A 22,615-nucleotide genomic window follows, 5' to 3' on the forward strand; every position below is an offset into this window, starting at 1 on the left:
TCAGCCCGCCAGGATCTCCTCGACCCACCCGCGCACCGGGAAGTCGAACTCCACCTGCGCCTCGACCGGCGCGTCACGCAGCGCGGCGCGCCACGCCAGCGCCCGGGTGACCGGTCCCGTCGCGCGGGCCAGCTCGACCGAGCGCAGCAGCGTGCTCCGGTCGGCCAGTCCCGACCAGGGCTCCAGCAGCGCATCCCGGACGCGGAGCACCCGCGCGTCCTCCAGCGTGGCCTGCCCATGGCGGGCCAGCGAGTTCAGCGTCGCCAGCAGGGTGCCGAACGGGTGGCCGATGCTCGCGTCGCCCCAGTCGATGACCCGGGCCGTGGCGGCCGAGCCCTGCCAGCACACGTTGGCTGCGTGGAGGTCGTCGTGCTGCAGGGTCCACGGCAGCCCGTCCGCGGCCAGCTCGGCACACCACTGCCCGTATGCCGGGAGCCTGGCCTCCAGCGCGGCTCGCCGCCGCGGGGTCAGACCTCCGCGGGCGGGGTCGGTGGCGGCCAGCTCCTCCACGAGGTCTGCCGCCTGCTCGGGCAGGGTCGCCGGTGAGCGCTCCGGCACCCCCAGGGCGAGCAGCTCCGCCCGGTGGGCGGCGAGCTCCAGCTGCGCCGCGGCATACCGGGGCAGGAGGGCCTCCCAGACCGGCCACTGCTCCCCGGCGGGCAGGACGGACCGCAAGGTGGGGCCGGCGTCGCGGGTCAGCCACCAGCCGCGGTCGGCGTCCACCGCGACGACCTGCGGGGCCAGGCCGGGGGCGATTCGCTCCAGGGTGCGGACCACGGCCGGCTCCTGCCGGGTGCCCTCCCCGTTGGCCTTGAACCAGACCCGGCCGTCCCCGGTCGGGAAGACCGCCGCGGACGACCAGGGGCGGTCATGGACCAGCTCCCCGGCCCCCGGCGTGCCGAGGCCGGCCTCGGCACACCGCCCGGCGACCCACGAGGAGACGTCGGGCGGTGCGGCCGAGGTCACTTCGACTTGGTGTCCGACGGCAGCGTGATCGTCGTCGGCGGCTCGGTGGCCGTGTCGGTGGGTGACTGCGTCGGCTGGCTCGTCTGGGGCTGGGCCTGGGAGACCACGAGCCTGATGGTCGTGCCTGCGTCGACCGTCTCGCCGACGTGGTTCTGGTCCAGGACGGTGCCCTCGGGCTGGTCGCTGGGCTGGAACTCGGTCTTGGTCTGGAGCCCGAGGTCGCTGAGGATCCGCTGGGCGTCGCCCAGGGTCTTGTTGCGCACGTCGGGCACCTTGACCCGGCCGCTGGCCACCTTGAGGTTGACGGTGCTGCCCGAGTCGACGCTGCTGCCGCCGGACGGGTCGGTGCTGATCACCTTGCCGGCGTCGACCGAGGAGTCGTCCACCTTGGTCACCGAGCCGACCTTGAGGCCGCGGTCCTCGATGGTGCGCCTCGCGGAGGACTCGGTGAAGCCGGTGACGTCGGGGACCTGCACCTGGCCGGGGCCGCTGGAGACGCTGATCGCGACGGTGGAACCCTTGTCCACCGGCGAGCCGGCGGTCGGGTTCTGGTCGAAGACGGTCCCCTTGGCCGCGTCGTTGTTGGCCTGGCTGACCTGGGCCTTCAGGCCCATCGCCTCCAGCCGTGCCACGGCGGTGGCCTGGGGCAGCGTCACCACGGACGGCACCTTGACGCTCTGGGCGAGCGGCTTGTCGCCGCCGAACAGCGACTTGCCGGCGAAGGCGACGAGCACCAGCGCCGCGATCACGGCCGCGATGAGCAGGGCGTAGACCCCGGCGTGACGCTTGCGCGGCTCGCCGTCCGGGTCGTGGCCGATGGGCGGCAGGCCGGCGGTGTTGCCGTGCCGGGAGTCGGCTGCCGCGGCACCGGCCGCGGCCGCGCCGGCCACGGCGGTGGGACGGGTCATCGCCTGGGTGGGCTCACCGCCGGCCATCAGCATGGTGGAGTCGCCACCGAGGGCGGCGGCGCCGGCGGCCATGCCGGCGGCGGTGCCCAGGGCGGCGGCGCTGATCGGGCGGCCCGTCCGCGTCGCGGCCAGGTCGGCCCGGAACTCCGAGGCGGTCTGGTAGCGCGCCTCGCGGTCCTTGGTCAGGGCGTGCAGGACCACCGCGTCCAGCTCGGGGCTGACCTCGGGGTTGTGCACCGACGGGGGCTGGGGGGTCTCGCCGACGTGCTGGTAGGCGATGGCCACCGGGGAGTCGCCGACGAACGGCGCCCGGCCGGTCAGCAGCTCGTAGATGAGGCAGCCGGTGGAGTACAGGTCGGAGCGGGCGTCCACCTGCTGGCCCTGGGCCTGCTCGGGCGAGAGGTACTGCGCGGTGCCGATGACCGCCTGCGTCTGGGTCATCGTGGCCGCCGTGTCGGCGACCGCGCGGGCGATACCGAAGTCCATGACCTTGACGTCACCGTGCTCGGTGACCATGACGTTGGCCGGCTTGATGTCGCGGTGGACGATGCCCATGCGGTGGGAGTACTCGAGCGCGGCGAGCACGCCCTCGGTCAGGTGGCACGCGACCACCGGGTCCATCGCCTGGTGCTCCTGGTCGTTGAGGAGCTGGCGCAGCGTCTTGCCGGTCACCCGCTCCATGACGATGTAGGGCACCGACATGCTCGCCCCGGCGTAGTCGACCGTGTGGTCCTCGCCGGAGTCGTAGACGGCCACGATGGCGGCGTGGTTGAGGCCCGCCGCGGACTGGGCCTCGCGGCGGAAGCGGGCCAGGAAGGTGTGGTCACGCGCCAGGTCGGAGCGCAGCATCTTGATCGCCACGGCCCGGCCGAGCCGGGTGTCGTGGCCGGCGTGGACCTCGGCCATGCCGCCGCGTCCGATCAGCTCTCCGACCTCGTAGCGGCCGCCGAGCAGCCGGGGTGTGGCACTCACTTCTTGCCCTTCTTCTTGTGGCCGTCGTTGTTGCCGGCGTCGGGTCCGGCGGGCGCGGTGGTGGCGGCGGGTGCGGCTTGGGCCACCACGAGCATGATCACCGCCTTGGCGGGGACGGCCCCCGTGGGGCTCATCGCCAGGACGGTGCCCGGCTGCTGACCGGAGGTCTGAGGACGGGTGGAGACCTGGTAGCCCAGGCTCTCCAGCGCGGGCCGGACCTGGTCGACCGGCTGTCCGACGTAGGCGGCGGCCGAGAGCACCGTGGCCGGCCGGCTGGTGGCGGTCGGTGACGGCTTCGGGGTGGTGGAGGTCTTCGCCGGGCCGGAGCCGCACCGGCTCAGCGACACCGCGAGCACGATGACCGCCAGCGCGGCCAGGCCCCACACCGCGGGACGCTTGCGCACCCGGTCGGTCAGGGCGCTCGACCGGGCGGCAGCCGGTGCGGCGCTGTGGATGCGGGTGGCCGGTCCGCTGTGCTGGTCCTGCTGGCGCACGGTGGTGGCCATGACCGCCGTCTGGTCGAACGCCGAGGGCGGCGTGACCGCCGTCGCGATCGAGCCGGAGACCGGCACCCCGAGCTCCTCGGCGATCGCGGCGGCGCTGGCCGGGCGGTCGGCCGGGTCCTTGGCCAGGCAGGACTCGACCAGGTCGCGCAGCTGCTCGGGGACCTGCTCGGGCAGCGGCGGGGGCGGGTCGTTGACCTGGGACAGGGCGGTGGCGACCGGGGTCTCGGCGTCGAACGGCCGCTTCCCGGTGAGCATCTCGTGGGCCACGATGCCCAGCGCGTAGATGTCGCTGGAGGGGGTGGCCGGCTCGCCCATCGCCTGCTCGGGCGAGATGTACTGGGCGGTGCCCATGACCTCGCCCGTCTTGGTGATCGCCGACCCGTGCAGGGCCCGGGCGATGCCGAAGTCGGTGAGCTTGGCCGTCCCGTCCGGGGTGACGATGATGTTGGCCGGCTTGACGTCGCGGTGGACGAAGCCGTTCTGGTGCGCCATCTCCAGCGCCGCGGCGGCCTGGCCGAGCACGGAGGCGGCCTCCTCGGGGCCGAGCGGGCCGCGCTCGGTGATCACCCGGGACAGCGGCTCGCCGGGGACGAGCTCCATGACCAGGTAGGACTCGCCGTCCTCCTCGCCGTAGTCGTGCACGGTGGCGATGTTGGGGTGGCTGAGCGCTGCGCTGTGGCGGGCCTCCGCCCGGAACCGGTCGACGAACTGGGTGTCGTCGGCGTAGCCGGCGCGGAGCAGCTTGATGGCGACGGTGCGTCCGAGGACGCCGTCGGTGGCCTCCCAGACCTCGCCCATGCCGCCACCGGCCACCCGCTCGGTCAGCGTGTAGCGGTTGCCCAGGACCGATCCGGTGCCGGCGCTCATCGGTTGACCACCGACTCGATGACCTGGCGGGCGATCGGTGCGGCGACCTTGCCGCCGAAGGCCTCGTTGCCGGCCCGGCCGCCGTCCTCGACGACGACCGCCACCGCGATGCGGGGGTTGTCGGCCGGGGCGAACGCCGTGAACCACGCGTGTGGCGGCAGCGGGGTGCCATCCGCAGCGGAGCCGTGCTCGGCCGTGCCGGTCTTGCCGGCCACGCTGACCCCGGGGATCTGGGCCGCGGTGGCGGTGCCGTTCTGGACGACCGCCTCCATCATGCGCGTCAACCGCGCCGCGACGTCCGGGCTCACCGCTTGGGACAGCTGTTCGGGAGAGGTCTCCTCGATGACATCGAGATCTGCACTGCGCACGTCCTTGACGAGGTAGGGCCGCATGACGACGCCCTTGTTGGCAATCGCCGCGCTCACCATCGCCATCTGGAGCGGGGTGACGCGCACGTCGTACTGCCCGATGGCCGCCTGCGCGGTCTGCGGGCGGTTCATCTGCTCCGGCACGGTGCTCGGCGTGACCCGCATGGGCACGCTGAGCTGGTCACCGAAGCCGAACTTCGCGGCCTGGGCGCGCAGGGCGTCGGCGCCCAGCTTGATGCCGAGGCCACCGAAGGAGGTGTTGCACGAGCGCTGGAGCGCCACCAGCAGCGTCGAGGTGCCGCCGGGGCCGCAGGGCAGCCGGTCGTCGTTGGGCAGCTTGGCGTTGGTGGTGTCGGGCAGCTTCAGCGTCGCCGGCCCCGGGATCTCCGAGTCCTCGGTGTACTGCCCCGAGGACAACGCAGCCGCCGCGGTCACCAGCTTGAAGGTGGAGCCCGGCGGGTAGAGGTCGCCGTTGATCGTCCGGTTGACGGCGGGGTTGCCCGGGGCGTTGTTGACCTGCTGCCAGGCACTGGCCACGGACTTCAGGTCGTGGCTGGCCAACGGGCTGGGGTCGTACTGCGGGTGGCTCACCATGGCCAGGATGGCCCCGGTGGACGGGTCGAGGGCGACGACGGCGCCGCGCTGGTCACCGAGGGCCTCGTCCGCGGCCTTCTGGGCGCGCGGGTCGATGGTCAGCTCCAGGCTCGCGCCGCTGGGCACCTTGCCGGTGACCATGTCGACGATGCGCCGGTAGAAGAGCTTGTCGGACTGCCCGGACAGCAGCGAGTCCTCGGAGCCCTCGAGGCCGCCGCCGGCGCCGTAGGTGAAGGAGTAGTAGCCGGTGACCTGGGAGTACAGCCGCGCCGAGGGGTAGGTGCGCAGCCACTTCAACTGGTCTTTGGAGGGCACCGACCGGGCAACCGGGGAGCCCCCGACGAGGATGGCGCCACGCTCACGCGCGTAGCTGGCCAGCAGGGTGCGCCGGTTGTTGGGCCGGTCCTGCAGGTCCTTGGCCTGGACGAACTGGATCCAGGTCGTCGCGATGAGCAGCGAGGCGAACAGCGCCGCCACGATGAACGACAGCCGGCGGATGGGGGCGTTCACGGCAGCTTCACCACTTCGGTCGCCGCGGAGGAGGCCGAGGACGCCACCGCGGTCTCGGCCACCGGCCGGCGGGCCTGGTCGCTGATCCGCAGCAGCAACGCCAGCAGGGCCCAGTTGGCCAGCAGCGAGGAGCCTCCGTAGGACAGGAACGGCAGGGTCAGGCCGGTCAGCGGGATGACCCGGGTGACGCCACCGACGACGACGAAGACCTGCAGCGCCATCGAGAAGGACAGGCCCGTGGCGAGCAGCTTGCCGAAGCCGTCGCGCACGCCGAGCGCCGTCCGCAGGCCGCGCTCGACGATGAGCACGTAGAGCATGAGGAGCGCGAACAGCCCGAACAGGCCCAGCTCCTCACCCATGCTGGGGTAGATGAAGTCGCTCTCGGCGAAGTAGGTGAAGTTGGGGTGGCCGCGACCCAGGCCGGTCCCGAGGAGCCCGCCGCTCGCCATACCCATCAGGCCCAGGACGAGCTGGTCGCTGACCTGCAGCGCCTGCTGGGAGAACGGGTGCAGCCACAGCAGCACGCGCTGCTGGAGGTGGCCGAACATGAGGTAGGCGGCGTAGGCGCCGAAGCAGAACAGCGTCAGGCCGATGGCGACCCACGACCGCCGCTCGGTCGCGACGTAGATCATCGCCACGAACAGGCCGAAGAACAGCAACGAGGAGCCGAGGTCGCGCTCGAAGACCAGCACGAGCACGCTGACCAGCCAGGCGATGAGGATCGGCCCGAGGTCGCGCGGGCGCGGGAAGGCGATGCCGAGGAAGCGCTTGCCGACCAGGGAGAGCACGTCCCGGGTCTGCACGAGGTAGCCGGCGAAGAAGACGGTCAGGGTGATCTTGGCGATCTCACCGGGCTGGAAGCTGAACGGCCCCAGGCCGATCCAGATCCGGTTGCCGTTGATGTTGCGACCCAGGCCCGGCACCAGCGGCAGGAGGAGCAGCCCGATGCTGGTCGCCATCGCGATGAACGTGAACCGGCGCAGCTGGCGGTGGTCGCGCAGCGCGATGATGACGGCGATCGCGATGATCACCCCCAGCGCGCTCCAGGTGAGCTGCTTGAACGCCATGCCCCCGCCGGTGCGCTGGTGGGCCAGGTCGAGGCGGTGGATCATCACCAGGCCCAGGCCGTTGAGCAGCGTGCCGATCGGCAGCAGCAGGGGGTCGGCGTAGGGCGCGCGCCAGCGCAGCACGAGGTGGAAGCCGCCGCCGAGGACCAGGAAGCCCAGGCCGTAGCCGAGCAGGTCCGGCGGGAACGTGCCCTGCACCGCCAGGCCCACGTTGAGGTAGGCCAGCATGACGATGCCGATGGCCAGCAGCAGCAGGCCCAGCTCGACGTTGCGTCGTGTCCGGGGGACGAGCGAGGTGACCGTGGACATCAGGACGCGGCGCCGCAGCTCTGGCCCTTGGCCTTCAGGGCCTCGCAGCTGACCGCCTCGGAACGCAGGTCGTCGACGATCTTGCGCGCGGCGGTCAGGCTCTCGGCGTTGAACGTGGCGTTGACCTTGCTGCGGTAGAAGTCGGGCAGGTTGTTGATGTCGACGTCGGTCGCGGTCTCGACGTGGGAGAGCTTGACCGGGCCGATGTTCTGGGACACCCCGCGGTAGATCGCCACGAAGCCGCCGGCCTCACCGACGAAGTACTGCCGCTGCGACCAGTCGTATGCCGCGTAGCCGCCACCGAGCACCACGGCCAGGATCAGCAGCATCAGCCCACCGCGCCGGAGCCACTTCCGGGCTCCTTTGGGCCCCTCCTCGGCCAGGGTGACCGAGCCCTCCTCCTCGGCGTCCTCGTCCTCGCCGGCCGCGGTGCGCGACAGGGCGGCGGCCTTGGCGGCGGGGGTCTGCGGCAGGGGGCGGGTGCCGGCGGCCTGCCGCTCGGCGGCGGCCCCGACGACCTGCGGGACGGTGGAGGGAGCCTCGGCCCGGTCGAGGTCGACGACGTCGCCGATGATCACGGTGACGTTGTCGGGGGCGCCGGCCTTGAGGGCGAGCTCGACGAGCCGGTCGGCGGTGTGGTCGGCGTCCGTGCCGGAGGCCATGACCTCGGCGATGGTGTCGCGCGCGACGAAGTCGGACAGGCCGTCGGAGCAGATCATGTAGCGGTCGCCCGGGCGGGCCTCGCGCAGCGACAGGTCCGGCTCGTCGTCGGGCTGGCCGGTCAGCACCCGGGTGACGATCGAGCGCTGCGGGTGGTGCTCCGCCTCCTCGGCGGAGATCCGGCCCTCGTCGACCAGGCTCTGGACGAAGGAGTGGTCCTTGGTGATCTGGGTCAGCGTGCCCTCGCGCAGCAGGAACGCCCGCGAGTCGCCGATGTGCGCCAGGGCCAGCTTGTTGCCGGTGCGCAGCAGGGCGATGACGGTGGTGCCCATGCCCCGCAGCTCGGGGTGCTCGTGCACGTTGCGCTCCAGCGCCTCGTTCGCCGACCGCAGGCGGGTCGCGAGCAGCTCGAGGGCGTCGTCGCCGCCGTGGGACTCGCCGTCGAGGTCGACCAGCTCCCCGATGGTGATCGAGGACGCGACGTCGCCGCCGGCATGGCCACCCATGCCGTCGGCGAGGACGAGCAGGTGGGGACCGGCATACCCGGAGTCCTGGTTGACGGAGCGGACGAGCCCGACGTCCGAACGCGCGGCGTACCGCAGGGCGATGGCCATCGGACCTACTTTCGCAACTCGAGGACCGTCTTGCCGATCCGCAGGGTCGTGCCGACTGCCACCGGCGTGGGGGTGCTGAGCCGGTTGGCGCCGAGGAAGGTGCCGTTGGTGGAGCCGAGGTCCTCGACGTACCAGCCGTCGCCGTCCCGGTAGACCCGGGCGTGGCGGCCGGAGGCGAAGTCGTCGTCGAGGACGAGGGTGCACTCGGGGTTGCGCCCGATGAGCACACCGGAGTCCTTGAGGTTCAACGTCGTCCCGGCCAGCGGTCCTTCCGTGACCGCGAGGGTAGCCGGGACCTTGCGGGCCGCGGCACGCGAGGCGCGGCTGGGCGCCTCGGCGGGGGCGGGCGGCTGCCGGTTGGGGCGGGCCTTGGGCTTGACCGGTGCCTTGCCGCGGCTGAGCACGCGGGTGCCGTAGAGGTCACCCCGCAGCACGCCGACGATGCTGAAGACGAAGACCCAGAGCAGGACCAGGAGACCGAGGCGGACCACGGTGAGGGTGAGCTCGCTCATCGCCGGCCCCTCACCGCCGGCCCGCGTGGAAGGTGATGGTGGTGCGGCCGACCGTGATCCGGTCGCCCTCCTCCAGTCGGTGGCTGGTGATGCGGTCCCCGTCGACGAAGGTGCCGTTGGTCGAGCCGAGGTCGCGGATGCTCGTCACCAGGTGGGGCCCGTCGCTCGTCACGCGGATCTCGCTGTGCTTGCGCGAGATGCCGGGGTCGTCCAGGACCACGTCGGCGGAGTCGTCGCGACCCAGGACCGTGATGGCGCCCATCAGCGGGTAGCGGTCGCCGTCGACCTCCAGCCATGGGCGGTCGTTGGGGTTGGCCCGGGGGGCCGGCGCGGGGGCGGCGGCGGGCTGGTGCTCGGTCGCGGCGGCCGGGGCAGCGGGCGCCGGGCGGGGCCGGGCCTTCGCGGTCGAGGTGCGCAGCCGGAAGACCCCGGTCTCGAGGTCGTCGTGGGCGCTGAAGTGCACCTGGATCGGGCCGCCGGGCGTGTAGTGCTGGGAGTCCGCGTGCTCCTGCGCCGAGGCGACGAGCTCGTCGGACAACGCATCGGAGAAGCTGCTCAGCCGCTCGTGGTCGGCCGGGCTGAGCTCGACGGTGTAGATGTTCGGCACGAACGTGCGCCCATGGCCCAGCACAGCGCCCTTGTCGTCCATGGCGCGCCGGATCGCCGCAGCGATCTCGACCGGCTGCACCTCGGACTTGAAGGCTCGGGCAAAAGCGCCGTTGACCGCGCGCTCGAGACGCTGCTCGACTCGATCGAACAGTCCCACGTGAACTCCTCCTCGGGGTTGGCCTCCCGATCGTAGCCGTCGCGGTTGAGTATGCCGGTCGCGTGCTAGCCTGAGCCGCTTCCTGGAGCCCGGGAGAGGCCCCGCCAGAACGTCCCGATTTGGGATTTCGGCGGTCTCTCCGACACACTAGGCAAGCGCGCGCGAGTGGCGGAATAGGCAGACGCGCACGGTTCAGGTCCGTGTGCCCGAAAGGGCGTGGGGGTTCAACTCCCCCCTCGCGCACCAGACTCGAAGGGGTCGCCGAGAGGCGGCCCCTTCGTCGTGTCCGCACCCTTGTTCTGGAGTCGCGGTCCGTGGAGGGGGCGAAGGCCCCTTCTGCCACAGCGCAGCACCACGTGAGGCTGGGAGAGCGGTGGCCCGGACCGGGCCGCCGGCTCGGGAGGTGCGTCATGGACACGGACGAGACCCGGCAGGACCCGAAGGCAGGAACGCCCTCCGCCCTGGTGCTGCCTGAGCACGAGCACACGCGGCTGTGCGGGGCGCCGGACCGGGTCGTCGTCGGGGTGGACGACACCGCCCGCTCCAGGGAGGCCCTGCGGTGGGCGGCGCGAGAGGCAATGTGGCACTCCTCGCACCTGCACGTCGTCCACGCCTCCGAAGCGGAGGAGGCGCAGGCGGAGGCAGTCGTGCGCGCGATGCTGGACGAGGTCTACCAGCAGGTGCACCTCCCTCCCACCGCGGAGGATCGCGCTCCTGCCGGTCCTCCGGTGGTCGAGGTCGAGTACCTGCATGCCCGCTCGCGGGCCCCCGAGGCCCTGGTGGCCGCCTCCCACGGCGCGGCCGTGCTGGTCGTGGGCGCGCACTCCACCCACCATTTCGCGCAGCTCGTGACCTCGGTGTCCCACCGTGCGGCCGCGTTCGCCACGTGTCCGGTCGCCTTCGTGCGCCAGGGGCAGTACCAGGAACCGCCGGCCCACGCCCGGGTCGTGGTCGGGGTGGATGACAGCCAGACGGCCCGCGATGCCCTGCGATGGGCGGCGCGAGAGGTGTCGCTGCGCAGACGACAGACCCGACAGGACTGGCGGCTGGAGGTGCTGCACGCGGCCCCGGCGGAGCAGAAGTTCCTCCTCGTCCACCCCGCCTCGGGCGCACCGGCCACAGAGCGGATGACCCCGCCGGAACAGCTGCTGGACTACCTCCGCACCGAGGTCCTGACCGGTGACGCCGAACGCGACGTGCCCGTCGACTACACGATCACCTACGCGGACCCCGTCGGTGCTCTCGTCGAGGCGGCGACCGGGGCCGACCTGCTCGTCATCGGCTCCTCGGGCCGCGGCATCCTCAGCGACGTCCTGCAGCCTTCTGTAGCCAGGGAGATCGTCGACCGCGCCCCGTGCCCGGTCGTGGTCGCGGCCTCCACGCCCGAGGACCGTTCCGCCCGGGTCCGTGAGGCGACGATCGCCGAAGAGCGCGCGTCGGTCACCGGACGACAGTCGTCCTCACCGTCCTGAGCCGGCACGGCGGCACGATCACCGGGACGATCACCGCGAAGGGCGCTGGTCCCCGGCCTCCCCCGCGGTCAGCAGCGCGCGCAGCGCGGCGCGGTCGAGCGGGGAGGTCTGGGTGGTCTGCAGGAAGTCCACCACCGTCCGGACGAAGCGGGCCGGCTCGTCCTGGTGCGGGAAGTGGCCGGACTTCTCGAAGACCTCGAGCGTGCTCCCGGCCAGCGCGGCGTGGGCTGCCCGGGCGTGGGCGACGGGGATGAGCGTGTCCCCCGCACCCCACACGATCAGCGTCGGACGCCCCTGCGCGAGATACAGACGGTCGGTGGCGCTGACCCGCTGCCCGCCCGGACCCACCACGCTCCTCAGGGTGTGCACGAAGGCTGACCGGGCGGGAAGGTCCGCCAGCGAGGCATAGCCGCGAGCAGCTTCGACCATCGAGGGCTGGAGCCGGATGGGGAGTCGTTCCAGCAGCCGGGGACACGGCCACGCCGGCGTCGGCACGCGCCGGTGGGCGATCACGGGGAGCACCAGCTCCGCCCCAGGCAGGGTGGCGGCCCGGAGGGCGAGGCTGACCTCCCGCCCGAGGCCACCACTGGATACCAGCACCATCCGGTCACAGTGCTCGTAGTACTGGTAGGCGAACTGCATCGCCACGCCACCCCCGAGCGAGTGCCCGACCACCGAGGCCCGGTCGTGACCCAGCCGCAGGAGCAGGTCCCGGACCAGGCTGGCCAGGGCACCGAGGGAGTAGTCGGTCGCCGGCTTGTCGGACTCGCCGTGGCCGAGCAGGTCGGGGGCGATGACATGCGCGTGCTCGGCCAGGCCCGGGATGACCGGCTCCCACGTCGCGCTGCTGCTCGTGATCCCGTGAACCAGCAGCAGCACCGGTAGTCGCGGGTCGCCGGCCTCGCGATAACTGATCCGGTGGCCGTGCAGGCTCACCGCTGCGGTCCGCATCTTGGCCTCCGGCCGGGTCACCTACCAAGGATCCGACAGCCCACCGACCGTGTCCACACCTGCGGTCAGGGGGCCGGCGGCAGGGTCGGGGTGGGGAGCGGGGGAACGGTCACGCCCGGGATGGTCGGCGTGGGGACCGGGGACACGGTCACGGTCGGGAGCGTCGGGATGGGTGCCGGGGGAGCCGTCACGCCCGGCAGGGTCGGGGTGGGTGCCGGGGGAACGGTCACGCCCGGGATGGTCGGCGTGGGGACCGGGGACACGGTCACGGTCGGGAGCGTCGGGATGGGTGCCGGGGGAGCCGTCACGCCGGGCAGCGGCGGCGCGGTCAGCGTCGGCGAAGGGACCGGGGGAACGGTCACGGTCGGGAGCGTCGAGGTGGGGACCGGGGGAACGGTCACGCCCGGCAGGGTCGGGGTGGGTGCCGGGGGAAGCGTCACGCTGGGCAGTGTCGGCGTCGGGACGGCCGGCACGGACGGCGCAGACGGAACCGACGGGAGGGACGGCGCAGACGGAACCGACGGCGTGCCCGACACCGAGGGGAGCCCCGAGCCACCCGTTCCGGTGCCGCCGACGGAAGAGGAGCCACCTCCGCCTCCGGCCGGGCCCGCCCCACCGGCGGACCCACCGGTGCCGACTGACCCGCTACCGCCGGTGGTTCCGCCGAGCGGCGTGGGTCCCGGCAGCGGTACGCCGCCCACCGCACCGGACGGCGGCGTGGGTCCCGGCAGCGAGGCGGGGCCAGGCATCGTCAGGCCGACCGGCGACCGCTGGAGCTGGCGCGAGACCGGCGGCAGAGCCTGGCTCGTGCGCGCCGTGCTCTTGACCATGCCGTGCGACGACGGATCGGGGAAGCCTGGAAGGTGAAGGTGCGGCACGACATACATGCCGATGCGGATGATCGCGTACGCCACCACAGCGGCCCCGAAGACGATGACGGACGTGCTGGTGAAGGACCTGTGGCTCAGACGCACGGGCGGTTCCTCTCGGTAGGGCTTCCTGTTGGGCCGTCGTCCTCAGACGAGGTCGAGGCGTTCGGTGTGCACGTGTGACGTGGGGATCCCCAGACGCCGCAGTGCTGTGTGGACTCCGGCGACCATGGCCGGCGGCCCGCTCACGAAGTAGTCGAGGTCGGCCCGGCGACGGGGCAGGTGCGCCGCCAGCACGCGCTCGGTGAGCCGGCCCCTGCCCCCGGACCAGCCGGGCGGCGGGCTCTCGAGCAGCTCGACGACGCGCAGCCGGAGGCGAGAGGCGATGTGGGCTATCTCGGCGCGGAACAGCAGCTCCTCGATGCGGTCGGCGCAGGTGAACAGCACGTGCTCGCGCTCGTCCCCCTCGGCGGCGAGTGCACGCAGGGTGCTCATGATCGGCGTGATCCCGACGCCGCCGGCGATCAGCACCAGGCCGCGCGCCCGGCGCGGCTCGGGCGTGAAGGCGCCGTGCGGACCGTCCACCCAGACCAGGGTCCCCGGCGCCACCCGCCGGGCGGCAGAGCCGTAGTCGCCGAGGTTCTCCACGGTGAACTCGAGCTCTCCGCTGCGCCGCGGCGGCGACGAGATCGTGAACGGGTGCTCGTCGAAGCCCAGCGGCGTGCGCCCGATGCGTACCCACGCGAACTGCCCGGGCCGGAACCGGGTCAGCCCGCGGTGCCCCCACGGCTCGAGCACGAGCGTCGTCACGCTGGGGCTCTCGGCACGCAGCTCTTGCACCAGGTAGGGGTGGACGAGCGCGCGCAGCGGTCGCCACACCCACCGCCGGAGCCAGACGGCGAGCACCAGGGCGAGCAGGAACGTGAACCAGCGCGCGAACGCCGACTGCGCGACCAGGTGGCGCAGCAGGTAGACGTGCAGCCCGCAGAGCGCGACGGCGGCCATGGCGAGCAGCACGTGCAGGGCACGCCACGCCTCGTGGGCGCGCCCCGCGGAGCGCCCCCGCCATCGGGAGGTGAGCACGAGCAGGAGCAGGGCGGCGCCTCCGCCCACCGCGGCCCGTGTCGCCGGGCGCCCGCGGAACGGGTCGAGCACCGCCCGTCCGGCCGGGTCGCCGAGGACGACGCCCGTGACATGCACCAGGGCGAACCCCAGGGCCGACACGCCGAGGAGCCGGTGCACGCCCATGACGACGTCGATGCCCAGCCCCGAGGACAGGCTGCGGAGGCGCTTGGGCAGGATGAAGGTGACCGCGAGCAGCGACAGGGCGACCAGGCCCGAGGCCACGGAGACCTCGTATGCCGGGTTGGCGGCCCTCGGCGGGCCGCTCCGGAGAGCCAGGCCGAGGGGGACGAGCACCACGGCGAGGTAGAGGATCGCCGCCGTGGGGCGGATCAGCCTTCGTGCCACTCGTCATCCAAGGGGTCGGGGACACCTGCTCCCCTGCCCCGCCGGAGGCCTATGAGGACACCGACGACAAGGCCCGCATGTTACTCGCGAGCACGTCCCCCCGACAAGATCCCGAAGGTCCTGAACTGCCCCTGACCTGCGCACTCGCGGGGCCAGCGGAGTCCGTCGCGTGGAGGCGCCGTCGCACCACAGGCTCGTCCCACGACACGAGCGGGTGCGCGTCTGTCGTGGGACGAACCGGTGCGCGATGCGGCCGGGGTGACCGGTCAGGTGGTGATCGTCAGCACGTGGTGGCCGGCGGTCGTGGGCACGGTCACCTCCACGCCGCGGTTGGTGGTGGTGACGGTGTAGTTGCGGATGACCCTGCCGTCGAGGGTGACGGTCCGCGGGGCGGTGCCGCGGGGCAGCGTGTGCCCGATGACCACGGTGCCCGCGCCGACGCCGCGGCCGACGGAGACCTCGGTCCGGTAGGTGCTGCCGGTGTGGCTGGCCAGGACGTCCGCCGAGCCGCCGCCGAGGCGGATGTCGCGGCCGGCGACCGATGGCTGCCCGGCGGGCACCTGGGGCACGACCGCGAGCCGGCCCACGCCGAGGTCGGGGCGCACCCCGAGCCACTGGTGGACGACAGCCCACGCCGTGCCGTAGTTGCCCCAGGCCTGCATGAACATCGAGCGGCAGGTCCAGCAGCGGTCGATGTTCGCGCCCTGGTCGGGGGAGGGGAAGATCTCCGGCATCGCGCCCGGCTGCTCGTCGGGCGTGCCGCCGGTGGCCGGCTCGGCGAACATCGGCTCGGCCAGGGCGTGGGTGTAGCGGCCCTGCTGGTCCGCGCCGAGGCGGCCGTAGTTGCCCTCACCCACGGACTGGATCGAGGTGGTCAGGCCGAAGATCACCTTCTCGCCCTGGCCGTTGGCGCCGCCGCCGCAGCCGGTGTGGAACAGCCCCGGGTTGAGGGGCGCCGTGCCGCTGAAGCAGTCGTTCTCCCGGCCCGCCAGGGCGGTGGTGCCGTGCTCGTACGGCGCGAGCCCCGGCTGCGCCTGCCCGTTCGGGGCCAGCTCCACCTCCATCGGCGTCTGGCCGATCCAGTGCTTCTGGAACGACTGGACGTTGCCCGGGTCGGTGAGGGAGTCGGCATACTGGCCGGCCGCCTGGTCCCACCAGGTGGGGTCGAAGCGCTGCTGCAGCCTGGTGGCCAGGTCGTTGGCCCACGTCGCGGTCGCCGTGTCGCCCTTCGAGCGGGCCATGTCGGCCAGGTCGAACAGGCCGCGGATGAAGTAGACGGTGTTGTCGAGCTTCTCCGTGCCCATGCCGGTGCGCTCGACGTTGCCCAGGCCCTCGGGCCAGCCGTCGTGGTCGGCGTCCAGCTGCGAGACCACGTAGTGCAGGTTGCGCTTCGTGAAGTCGTACATCTCGTCGCGGAAGCCGTTGTCGCCGGTCCAGCGCCACAGCAGCGCCACCGCGCTGGGGAACTTCACCGTCTCGTCGGTGTTGAAGTCGTACGCCGTCGTCCCGTCGGGGTTGGTGTGCCGGGAGTCGTGGCCGAACCACGTCGAGCCGTCCGCGACCGTCTCGTGGGAGACCACGCCGGAACGGTGGTTGAGGAGGTCGGAGATGTCGCGCAGCGCGCGCAGGTGCGACTTGATCGCCTCGAACTGCCCGACCGAGACCGCGGCGAAGGAGGTGTACTCCGCGTCGGTGCCGAAGATCCACGGGTAGTCGGGGTAGCCCGCGCCGATCCACGTCGCCTCGGGGACGGTGCCCAGCGGCTCCGGGAACTGCTTGCCCTGGTCGGTCCAGCGGATCTGCAGGTCCCTGGCGCTGAGGGTCAGGTCGGCGAGGTTCTGCTTGCCCCAGTCGACGGCCTGCTGCACCAGCGGGTCGCCCGGCAGTGACAGCTTCGTGCGGTTGGCCAGCCCGTCACGGGCGTGGACCTTGGCGGCCAGCTGGGCGGCGGGAGCCTTGAGCAGCCCCGCGAGCTCCTGCTGCGCCGCGGCCTGGCCCTGGTCGGAACCGGCGACCCCGAGCCAGACGGTCGTGGACCCGCCGGCCGGCAGGGACAGCCGCCAGGTCAGCTCGCCGCCGGTGCCGTGGCCGAACGGCCCGTCGTCGCAGGCGGCCGGCTTGGGGTCGGCCGGAGCGCCCGGCTCGGTGCCGGTGCAGCGGTGCCCTGGCTGCGGACCCCAGTACTGGGACCCGACGGCGCCGGACTGCGGCTGCTGGGCGGTCCCGACGACTGCCGCGTAGTGGTGCTCGGGGGCTCCGGGCAGCGCGCCGTCGTCGGTGAAGACGAGGTGCTTGCCGTCATACCGGCCCTGGTCGGGCAGGTTGTCGCTGGCGTTGGGCTTCACGCCGTCGAAACCCCACGGGTACTGCCCCATGAGCTCGGAGTGGGCGTCCACCTTGAGCGTGGTGGTCCGCGCCGCGCCGGGGTTGGTGATGGTCAGGCCGAACAGGGCGCCGCGGCGCCCGTCCGGCACCACGTCCGTGCGCCGCACCTGCAGCCCGGCGGTCTGCGGCAGGTCGTAGCGGGTGTAGCCGCGCCCGCTGGTGAACTTCGTGGCCGGTCCGACCCACTGGTCGTCCAGGCCGAACCACACGCCGTCGAGCAGCTTGACCGGCGGCGTCCAGATCCCGCCCATCTCGCCGGTGATGTGCCAGCCGTTGGCGTAGAACCGGCCGTCCTCGAACCCGAGGGAGTAGGCGCGCGTGCCGGCCGCGACCTCGCGGCGGTCCTGCAGCCGGCTCGTCGTCGACACCTCGCGGCCCGGCCCCGGGTCACCGGGTGGCGCAGCGGAGGCGGGCGCCTGGGTGAGGCCGGCCAGTGCGGGGACGAGCGCGGTGAGCGTCAGGGCGACGAGGGCTCTGCGGGACATGGGGGCCTCCGGGCGTCGGGCCGACGCAGCGCCGCGCCGGAGGGCCTGTCCGCCCGGACCCGGTCTGTGCCGGTTTGTCCTGTCTGCGCCGGACGCTACTCCTGCACCACCCGCCCCACCACCGGACGGCAGACGCTTCAGCCCCGGAAGGCCCGCCCGATGACGTGCGCGGTCGGCGGGACGAGGCCTCCAGGGCTGTACCCGAACCGGTCCAGCGCCTCAATGGCGAAGCCGGCCCCGGTGACCGCCCGCGGGGTGTCCCGGTTGGGGTGGCAGCCGCCGGCCAGCCGCGTCCACAGCGGGGTCGCCACGTCCTCCAGGAGGCCGACGAGCGCCGACCTGGACCGCACGTGCTCGTAGAACGCCAGCACCCCGCCCGGCCGCAGCACCCGGTGGGCCTCGGCCAGCACGGCGGCCTGGCTGTCGACCGAGCAGAGCAGGAGCGAGGCCACGACCGCGTCGCAGCTGCCGTCGGCCAGGGGCAGCGCCGCGGCGTCCGCCGCCACCACCGCGACCGGCACGGCCGCGGACCGGGCCAGCCGCGTGGCCTCGACCCGCAGCGTGGGCTCCGGCTCGACGGCGACCACGCGGGTCACCGAGGCGGGGTACCGCGCGAAGTTCAGGCCCTGTCCCGCGCCGAGCTCGCAGACCACCCCGGTGAGGCCGGCCAGCAGCCGGTCCCGGTGCTCGCCGACGCCACGCTCGTCTGCCTGGGGTGCCAGGCGCAGGTAGGCCCGGGCGAAACGCGGGTTCTCCAGCCGCCGGCCCATGCGTCCGACCCTAGGCCGGGACACCGCGCGGCACAGGTGGTTCGCGCAGGCTCAGCGGCCGAGCACGTGGGGACCGGACGGCATACCGGTGGTGAAGCGGGCCAGGCCGAACGCCGCGACGTCCGCGTCCGGGGTCCGGCCCTCGGCCAGGTCGGCCAGCACGAGGCCCATCAGCGCCGAGAACTTGAAGCCCTCACCGGAGTCGCCGCACGCCAGCACCACCCCGCCGGGCAGCGTGTCGATGACGAACCGGCCGTCCGGCGAGTCCGTCCAGCAGCACACCTGCGCGTCGATGACCTCGCGGCCCACGGCCGTCAGCGTCCTCCCCACCCGCTGCGCGGTGTATGCCGTGAGGGCGGCGTCCGGGTTGCGGTCGCGGTCCGCGAGGGTCCAGTCCCGCAGCGGACGGTCCAGGCCGACCTTGAAGCCGACGCCGGGGGTGGGCATGGAGTAGAGCCCCGGCTCCTCGCCCCGCGGCCCGTCGAAGAGGCACGGGTGGTCGTCGTGGGCGTGCGGGTCCGACGCCACCCCGAGGTGCACCACCTGCTCCAGGTGCGGGCGCAGCGGCAGGTCGACGCCCAGCCCGCGCAGCAGGTCGCGGGTGCCGGGACCAGGGGCGAGGACGACGACGTCCGCGTCCAGGGCCGTGCCGTCGTCCAGGGTCACCCGCGGCCCGGCCGGGCGCGTCTCGACGGAGACCACCGTGCCGCCGACCCGCAGCGCACCGCCAAAGGCCTCGAACAGCCCGGCCTGCGCGGCCATCGACGCGGCCGCGAGCACCGGGCCGGCCTCCTCCTGCCACACCGCGTCGCGGCCGTCGGGCACCAGGCCGGGCACGACCCGTGCCACCTCGTGGGCGGCGACGACCTCGTGCGGCACGCCCTCGGCGGCCAGCGCCCCGACGACCGCGGGCAGGGACACGTCGTCGCGCCAGAGCAGACCGCGGCGCAGGAACACCGTCGTCCCGCTGCGCGAGGCCAGCCGCTCCATCGCCTCGACGCTGCGCCGCGCCAGCCGCACGCGCACCGCGTCGGGGTGGGTCAGGCGCCACAGGCGGGTCGGCCCCGGTGAGGACGAGAGCGCGTTGGCCACGCCGAACCGGTCGACCAGCGTGACCTCGTGGCCCCGCCCGGCGAGCTCGGCCGCCGCCGGCAGCCCCCAGGCCCCTGCACCCACCACCACGCACCGCATGCGCGGCACCCTAGGCGGAGCGGCGGCCCCGGCGCGCGCGCAGGTAGTCGGCCACGACGTACTCCCCGAGCCGGGAGACGTCGGGGGTGAACACCCGCCCGGCCGCCCGCCGCGCGACCGCGTCGACGAAGCGGGCCAGACCGGGGTCCTCCCCGAGCATGAACACGTTGAGCGTCGCGCCGTAGCGGGCCAGCTCGTCCACCTGCGCCACGGTCGCCCGCAGCGTCGCGCTCGTGGGCGGCCACATGAACTCCGGTATGCCGTCCGGCCCCAGGTGCGCGGTCGGCTCGCCGTCGGTGACCACGAGGACGACGGGCTCGGCGTCGGGGTGCCGGCGCACGTGGCGCAGCGCGAGCATGAGCGCGTGCTGCAGGTTGGTGCCCTGCACCCACTCCGGCTCGACCTCGGCGAGCTGCACCGGCGAGAGCCGCCTGGCGGCGATGTTGAACCCGATGACCTGCAGGGCGTCCTGGCGGAAGCGGGTCTCCACCAGGTGCGACAGGGCCAGGGCGGTCTGCTTCATCGGGCCCCAGCGGCCTTCCTGCACCATCGAGAACGACAGGTCCACGCACAGCGCCACCGCCGCCGTGGTGCGCCGCTCGGTCTCGATGACCTCGAAGTCCTCCACCTCCAGCCGCACGCCACCGGCGCGGATACCGCCGCGGCGCAGCGCGTTGCCGACGGTGCGGGCGGCGTCGATCGGCAGCTCGTCGCCGAAGACCCATGGCCGGGTCAGCCCGGTCGGCTCGTCGGCCTGGCCGGTGCGCTGCTCGTCGTGGTCGCCGCGGGCCGCGGCGTCGAGGTGGGAGAAGACCCGGCGCAGGGCGGTCTCGCCCAGCCGGCGGACCGCGCGCGGGGTCAGCCGCAGCCCCTCCTCGCCCTGGGTCAGGTAGCCCTGGCGCTCGAGCTCGCGCTCCAGCTGGCGCAGTGCCTGGACGTCCGCCGCCGCGGCCGACCCGAGCCGGCGCTCCAGCGTCTCGACGTCGACGTCGTCCAGGGTCGAGCCGACGTAGCCCTGGGACAGCTGGCGCTCCAGTGACTCCAGGTCGGCCAGCTCCGAGACCGCCTCCACGGCCTCGCTGTAGCCGAGCGAGGGCCCGCCCGGCTGCATGCCGACCGGGCGGCCCCGGTCCATGCCCGGCCGCAACGCGCGCAGGTTGTCCGAGAGCTGGCTCATCTGCGAGGCCAGGTCGGGGTCGGACAGCGCCTCGCTCATGAGCTGGGCCAGCTGCTCGCGCTGCTCCGGCGAGAGCGAGGCCATCATCCGCTGGGCGGCCGCCTGCCGCCGGGCGAGGGCGTCGATGAGCTCGTCGACGTCCTGGGGGTCCTCGGGGAAGAACTCCCCGTGCCGGTCCATGAACTCCCGGAACTGGTCGGACGTGTCCTCGCCGCGGGCGTGGGCGGCCAGCAGCGCGTTGAGGTCGGCCAGCATGTCCTTGACCCGCTGCATCGTCTCCGGGTCGCCGCCGGACAGGGCCTGCTTCAGCCCGGCGAACTGGGCGTCGAGCACCTCGCGGCGCAGCATGTCCTTGATCGACTCGTAGGTCTGCCGGGCCTGCGGGGAGTGCCACTGGTAGTCCGACAGCGCGCGCACCGCGCCGGCGGTGTCGTCGGGCAGGGTGGCCAGCTCCATCTCGGCCATCCGGGCTGCATCCGAGGACTCCGAGGCGAGCTGGTCGCGCTCCTCGGCCAGCGCCTGGTCCAGCGCGGCCCGCACCTGGTCCAGGGTCCCGGCGAGGTCACCACGCCGGCGGGCCGACTCGCGCATCCGCCGGATCCGTTCGCGCAGCTCGTCCAGGCCCTGCCGGCCGGACAGCCCCTGGCGCAGCAGGTCCTGCAGCGCCTCGCGGACACCGCCGCCGGCCAGCACCTCCCGGCCGATGGCATCCACGGCCGAGCGCACGTCGTACGGCGGGGCGAGCGGGTCCGGGCCACCGCGCCACGGGCCGTAGCGGAACCGGCCGTGCGGGCTGTCGTGCGGCTGGGCGGCCATGGCTCTCAGGCCCCGTAGACCGTGCGCCCGGCGACGGTGTCCTTGTCGATGCGCCTGGTCAGGTGCAGCCCCTCGAGGACGAACTCCACCGCGGCGGCGGTCTCGCCGACACTGGCGTCGTCGCCGTGGCCGAGCCGGTCGAGCACCTTGGACAGGCCCGGCACGGTGCCGAGCTGGCCGAGCAGCTCGGCCGCCGGCACCAGCTCGCCGGTCTCGACGACCGACCCGTCCTCGAACAGCGCGGTGAAGCCGGTCAGGTCCAGGCCGGCCAGCCGTGAGCGGAACGTCTCGGCGACGGCGACCCGCAGCAGGTGGTCGAGCACCTCGCGCTCGCGGCCCTCCTCGCCCATCTCGAACTCGACCTTGCCCAGCAGGGTGGGCACCACGCCGGGCACGTCGCAGACCCGGGCCACGACTGCGTCGTCGCCCGTGCGGGCGGACCGGCGCAGCGCCGAGGCCGAGACAGCCTCGGTGGCGGCGATGGAGAACCGGGCCGAGACGCCGGAGCGCTGGTCGACCGACGCGGACTCGCGCAGCCCGCGGGTGAACCGGGCCACCACCTCCACGAGGTGCTCCGGGACGCTCGCCACGACGGCGGACTCCTGGGCGATGAGCTCGACCTCGTCGGCCACGTCGAGCTGGTAGTGGGTGCGGATCTCGGCGCCGAAACGGTCCTTGAGCGGGGTGATGATCCGGCCGCGGTTGGTGTAGTCCTCGGGGTTGGCGGTGGCCACCAGCAGCAGGTCCAGCGGTAGCCGCAGCGAGTAGCCGCGCACCTGGATGTCGCGCTCCTCCAGCACGTTGAACAGCGCCACCTGGATCCGCTCGGCCAGGTCGGGCAGCTCGTTGAGGCCGAACACGCCGCGGTTGGTGCGCGGCACCAGCCCGTAGTGCACCGTCTCGGGGTCACCGAGCGTGCGGCCCTCGGCCACCTTGACCGGGTCGACGTCACCGACGAGGTCACCGACGGAGGTGTCCGGGGTGGCGAGCTTCTCGGCATACCGGGTGTCGCGGTGGCGCCACACGACCGGCAGCTCGTCACCGACCTCGGCCAGCAGCCGCTGGCAGCGCACGCACACCGGGTCGGTGGGGTCGTCGTTGATCTCGCAGCCCTGCACCACCGGCGACCACTCGTCGAGCAGGCCGGCCAGGGTGCGCATGAGCCGGGTCTTGCCCTGCCCGCGCTCGCCGAGCAGGACCAGGTCGTGCCCGGCCAGCAGCGCGGTCTCGAGCTCGGGCAGCACGGTGTCGTCGAAGCCGACGATGCCGGGGAACGCGGGCTCACCCGAGCGCAGCCGCGCCAGCAGGTTGGCCCGGATCTCCTCCTTGACCGTTCTCGGCTCCCAGCCGGAGGCACGGAGCTCGGCCAGGGTCGTGGGCAGCGCGGAGAGCGTCATGCCTTCGACACTA

17 protein-coding genes and 1 tRNA gene are annotated in these 22,615 nt (G+C 73.4%); 2 read left to right on the forward strand and 16 right to left on the reverse strand.

The genetic code is table 11. The features are described 5' to 3' along the window. The 8 genes from FB474_RS17085 to FB474_RS17120 are packed head-to-tail and all read right to left on the reverse strand — an operon-like array spanning position 1 to position 9,619. The gene (locus FB474_RS17085) at positions 1 to 966 is read right to left on the reverse strand and encodes an aminoglycoside phosphotransferase family protein (protein WP_141790085.1); all 966 of its coding nucleotides are present in this window, start codon (positions 964 to 966) and stop codon (positions 1 to 3) included. Further along, positions 963 to 2,846, reverse strand: coding sequence for a Stk1 family PASTA domain-containing Ser/Thr kinase (gene pknB, locus FB474_RS17090; protein ID WP_141790086.1), 1,884 nt, complete (start codon positions 2,844 to 2,846; stop codon positions 963 to 965). Before pknB ends, FB474_RS17085 begins: the two co-directional genes overlap by 4 nt. Next, positions 2,843 to 4,219: a protein kinase domain-containing protein gene (locus tag FB474_RS21010; RefSeq protein WP_221632654.1), complete on the reverse strand. Its 1,377-nt coding sequence runs from the start codon at positions 4,217 to 4,219 to the stop codon at positions 2,843 to 2,845. The genes pknB and FB474_RS21010 overlap by 4 nt, the downstream gene beginning before the upstream one ends. After that, positions 4,216 to 5,691 carry a peptidoglycan D,D-transpeptidase FtsI family protein gene (locus FB474_RS17100; protein ID WP_141790087.1) on the reverse strand — a complete coding sequence of 492 codons (1,476 nt, stop codon included), beginning with the start codon at positions 5,689 to 5,691 and terminating at the stop codon, positions 4,216 to 4,218. Before FB474_RS17100 ends, FB474_RS21010 begins: the two co-directional genes overlap by 4 nt. Beyond that, positions 5,688 to 7,067, reverse strand: coding sequence for an FtsW/RodA/SpoVE family cell cycle protein (locus tag FB474_RS17105; protein WP_141790088.1), 1,380 nt, complete (start codon positions 7,065 to 7,067; stop codon positions 5,688 to 5,690). The genes FB474_RS17100 and FB474_RS17105 overlap by 4 nt, the downstream gene beginning before the upstream one ends. Beyond that, positions 7,067 to 8,341, reverse strand: coding sequence for a PP2C family protein-serine/threonine phosphatase (locus FB474_RS17110; protein WP_141790089.1), 1,275 nt, complete (start codon positions 8,339 to 8,341; stop codon positions 7,067 to 7,069). Before FB474_RS17110 ends, FB474_RS17105 begins: the two co-directional genes overlap by 1 nt. 5 nt (positions 8,342 to 8,346) lie before the next feature. Then, a complete protein-coding gene (locus FB474_RS17115) occupies positions 8,347 to 8,853 on the reverse strand; it encodes an FHA domain-containing protein FhaB/FipA (protein WP_141790090.1) in 507 nt (168 codons plus the stop codon). Between the two features lie 10 nt (positions 8,854 to 8,863). Beyond that, positions 8,864 to 9,619, reverse strand: a complete 756-nt coding sequence (locus FB474_RS17120) for an FHA domain-containing protein (protein ID WP_141790091.1) — start codon at positions 9,617 to 9,619, stop codon at positions 8,864 to 8,866. A 159-nt stretch (positions 9,620 to 9,778) separates the two neighbouring features. Between FB474_RS17120 and FB474_RS17125 the strand changes: the two genes are divergently transcribed. Then, positions 9,779 to 9,865, forward strand: a tRNA-Leu gene (locus FB474_RS17125). Positions 9,866 to 10,029: 164 nt separating this feature from the next. Then, positions 10,030 to 11,091 (forward strand): universal stress protein, encoded by a 1,062-nt coding sequence (locus FB474_RS17130; RefSeq protein ID WP_141790092.1) that lies wholly within the window; start codon positions 10,030 to 10,032, stop codon positions 11,089 to 11,091. Between the two features lie 30 nt (positions 11,092 to 11,121). On the opposite strand, the gene FB474_RS17135 is transcribed toward FB474_RS17130, so the two are convergent. The 8 genes from FB474_RS17135 to FB474_RS17170 all read right to left on the reverse strand — a co-directional run bounded on the left by FB474_RS17135 (position 11,122) and on the right by FB474_RS17170 (position 22,602). Beyond that, entirely contained in the window at positions 11,122 to 12,063 is a 942-nt protein-coding gene (locus tag FB474_RS17135) for an alpha/beta fold hydrolase (RefSeq protein ID WP_221632655.1), read from the reverse strand. Positions 12,064 to 12,107: 44 nt separating this feature from the next. Next, positions 12,108 to 12,482, reverse strand: a complete 375-nt coding sequence (locus FB474_RS17140) for a hypothetical protein (protein WP_141790093.1) — start codon at positions 12,480 to 12,482, stop codon at positions 12,108 to 12,110. A gap of 576 nt (positions 12,483 to 13,058) precedes the next feature. Then, positions 13,059 to 14,381, reverse strand: coding sequence for a ferredoxin reductase family protein (locus FB474_RS17145; RefSeq protein ID WP_141790094.1), 1,323 nt, complete (start codon positions 14,379 to 14,381; stop codon positions 13,059 to 13,061). A 266-nt stretch (positions 14,382 to 14,647) separates the two neighbouring features. Further along, positions 14,648 to 17,251 (reverse strand): glucosidase family protein, encoded by a 2,604-nt coding sequence (locus FB474_RS17150; protein ID WP_221632656.1) that lies wholly within the window; start codon positions 17,249 to 17,251, stop codon positions 14,648 to 14,650. 137 nt (positions 17,252 to 17,388) lie between these two features. After that, on the reverse strand, positions 17,389 to 18,021 hold the full coding sequence (locus FB474_RS17155; RefSeq protein ID WP_141790095.1) for a class I SAM-dependent methyltransferase: 633 nt from the start codon (positions 18,019 to 18,021) through the stop codon (positions 17,389 to 17,391). 51 nt (positions 18,022 to 18,072) lie between these two features. Beyond that, positions 18,073 to 19,212 (reverse strand): FAD-dependent oxidoreductase, encoded by a 1,140-nt coding sequence (locus FB474_RS17160; protein WP_141790096.1) that lies wholly within the window; start codon positions 19,210 to 19,212, stop codon positions 18,073 to 18,075. A gap of 10 nt (positions 19,213 to 19,222) precedes the next feature. Then, positions 19,223 to 21,205 (reverse strand): vWA domain-containing protein, encoded by a 1,983-nt coding sequence (locus FB474_RS17165; RefSeq protein ID WP_141790097.1) that lies wholly within the window; start codon positions 21,203 to 21,205, stop codon positions 19,223 to 19,225. A 5-nt stretch (positions 21,206 to 21,210) separates the two neighbouring features. Then, the gene (locus FB474_RS17170; protein ID WP_141790098.1) at positions 21,211 to 22,602 is read right to left on the reverse strand and encodes a sigma 54-interacting transcriptional regulator; all 1,392 of its coding nucleotides are present in this window, start codon (positions 22,600 to 22,602) and stop codon (positions 21,211 to 21,213) included. Positions 22,603 to 22,615: the final 13 nt, after the last annotated feature.

Source organism: Oryzihumus leptocrescens, assembly GCF_006716205.1.
In the GTDB taxonomy this organism is placed as follows: domain Bacteria; phylum Actinomycetota; class Actinomycetes; order Actinomycetales; family Dermatophilaceae; genus Oryzihumus; species Oryzihumus leptocrescens.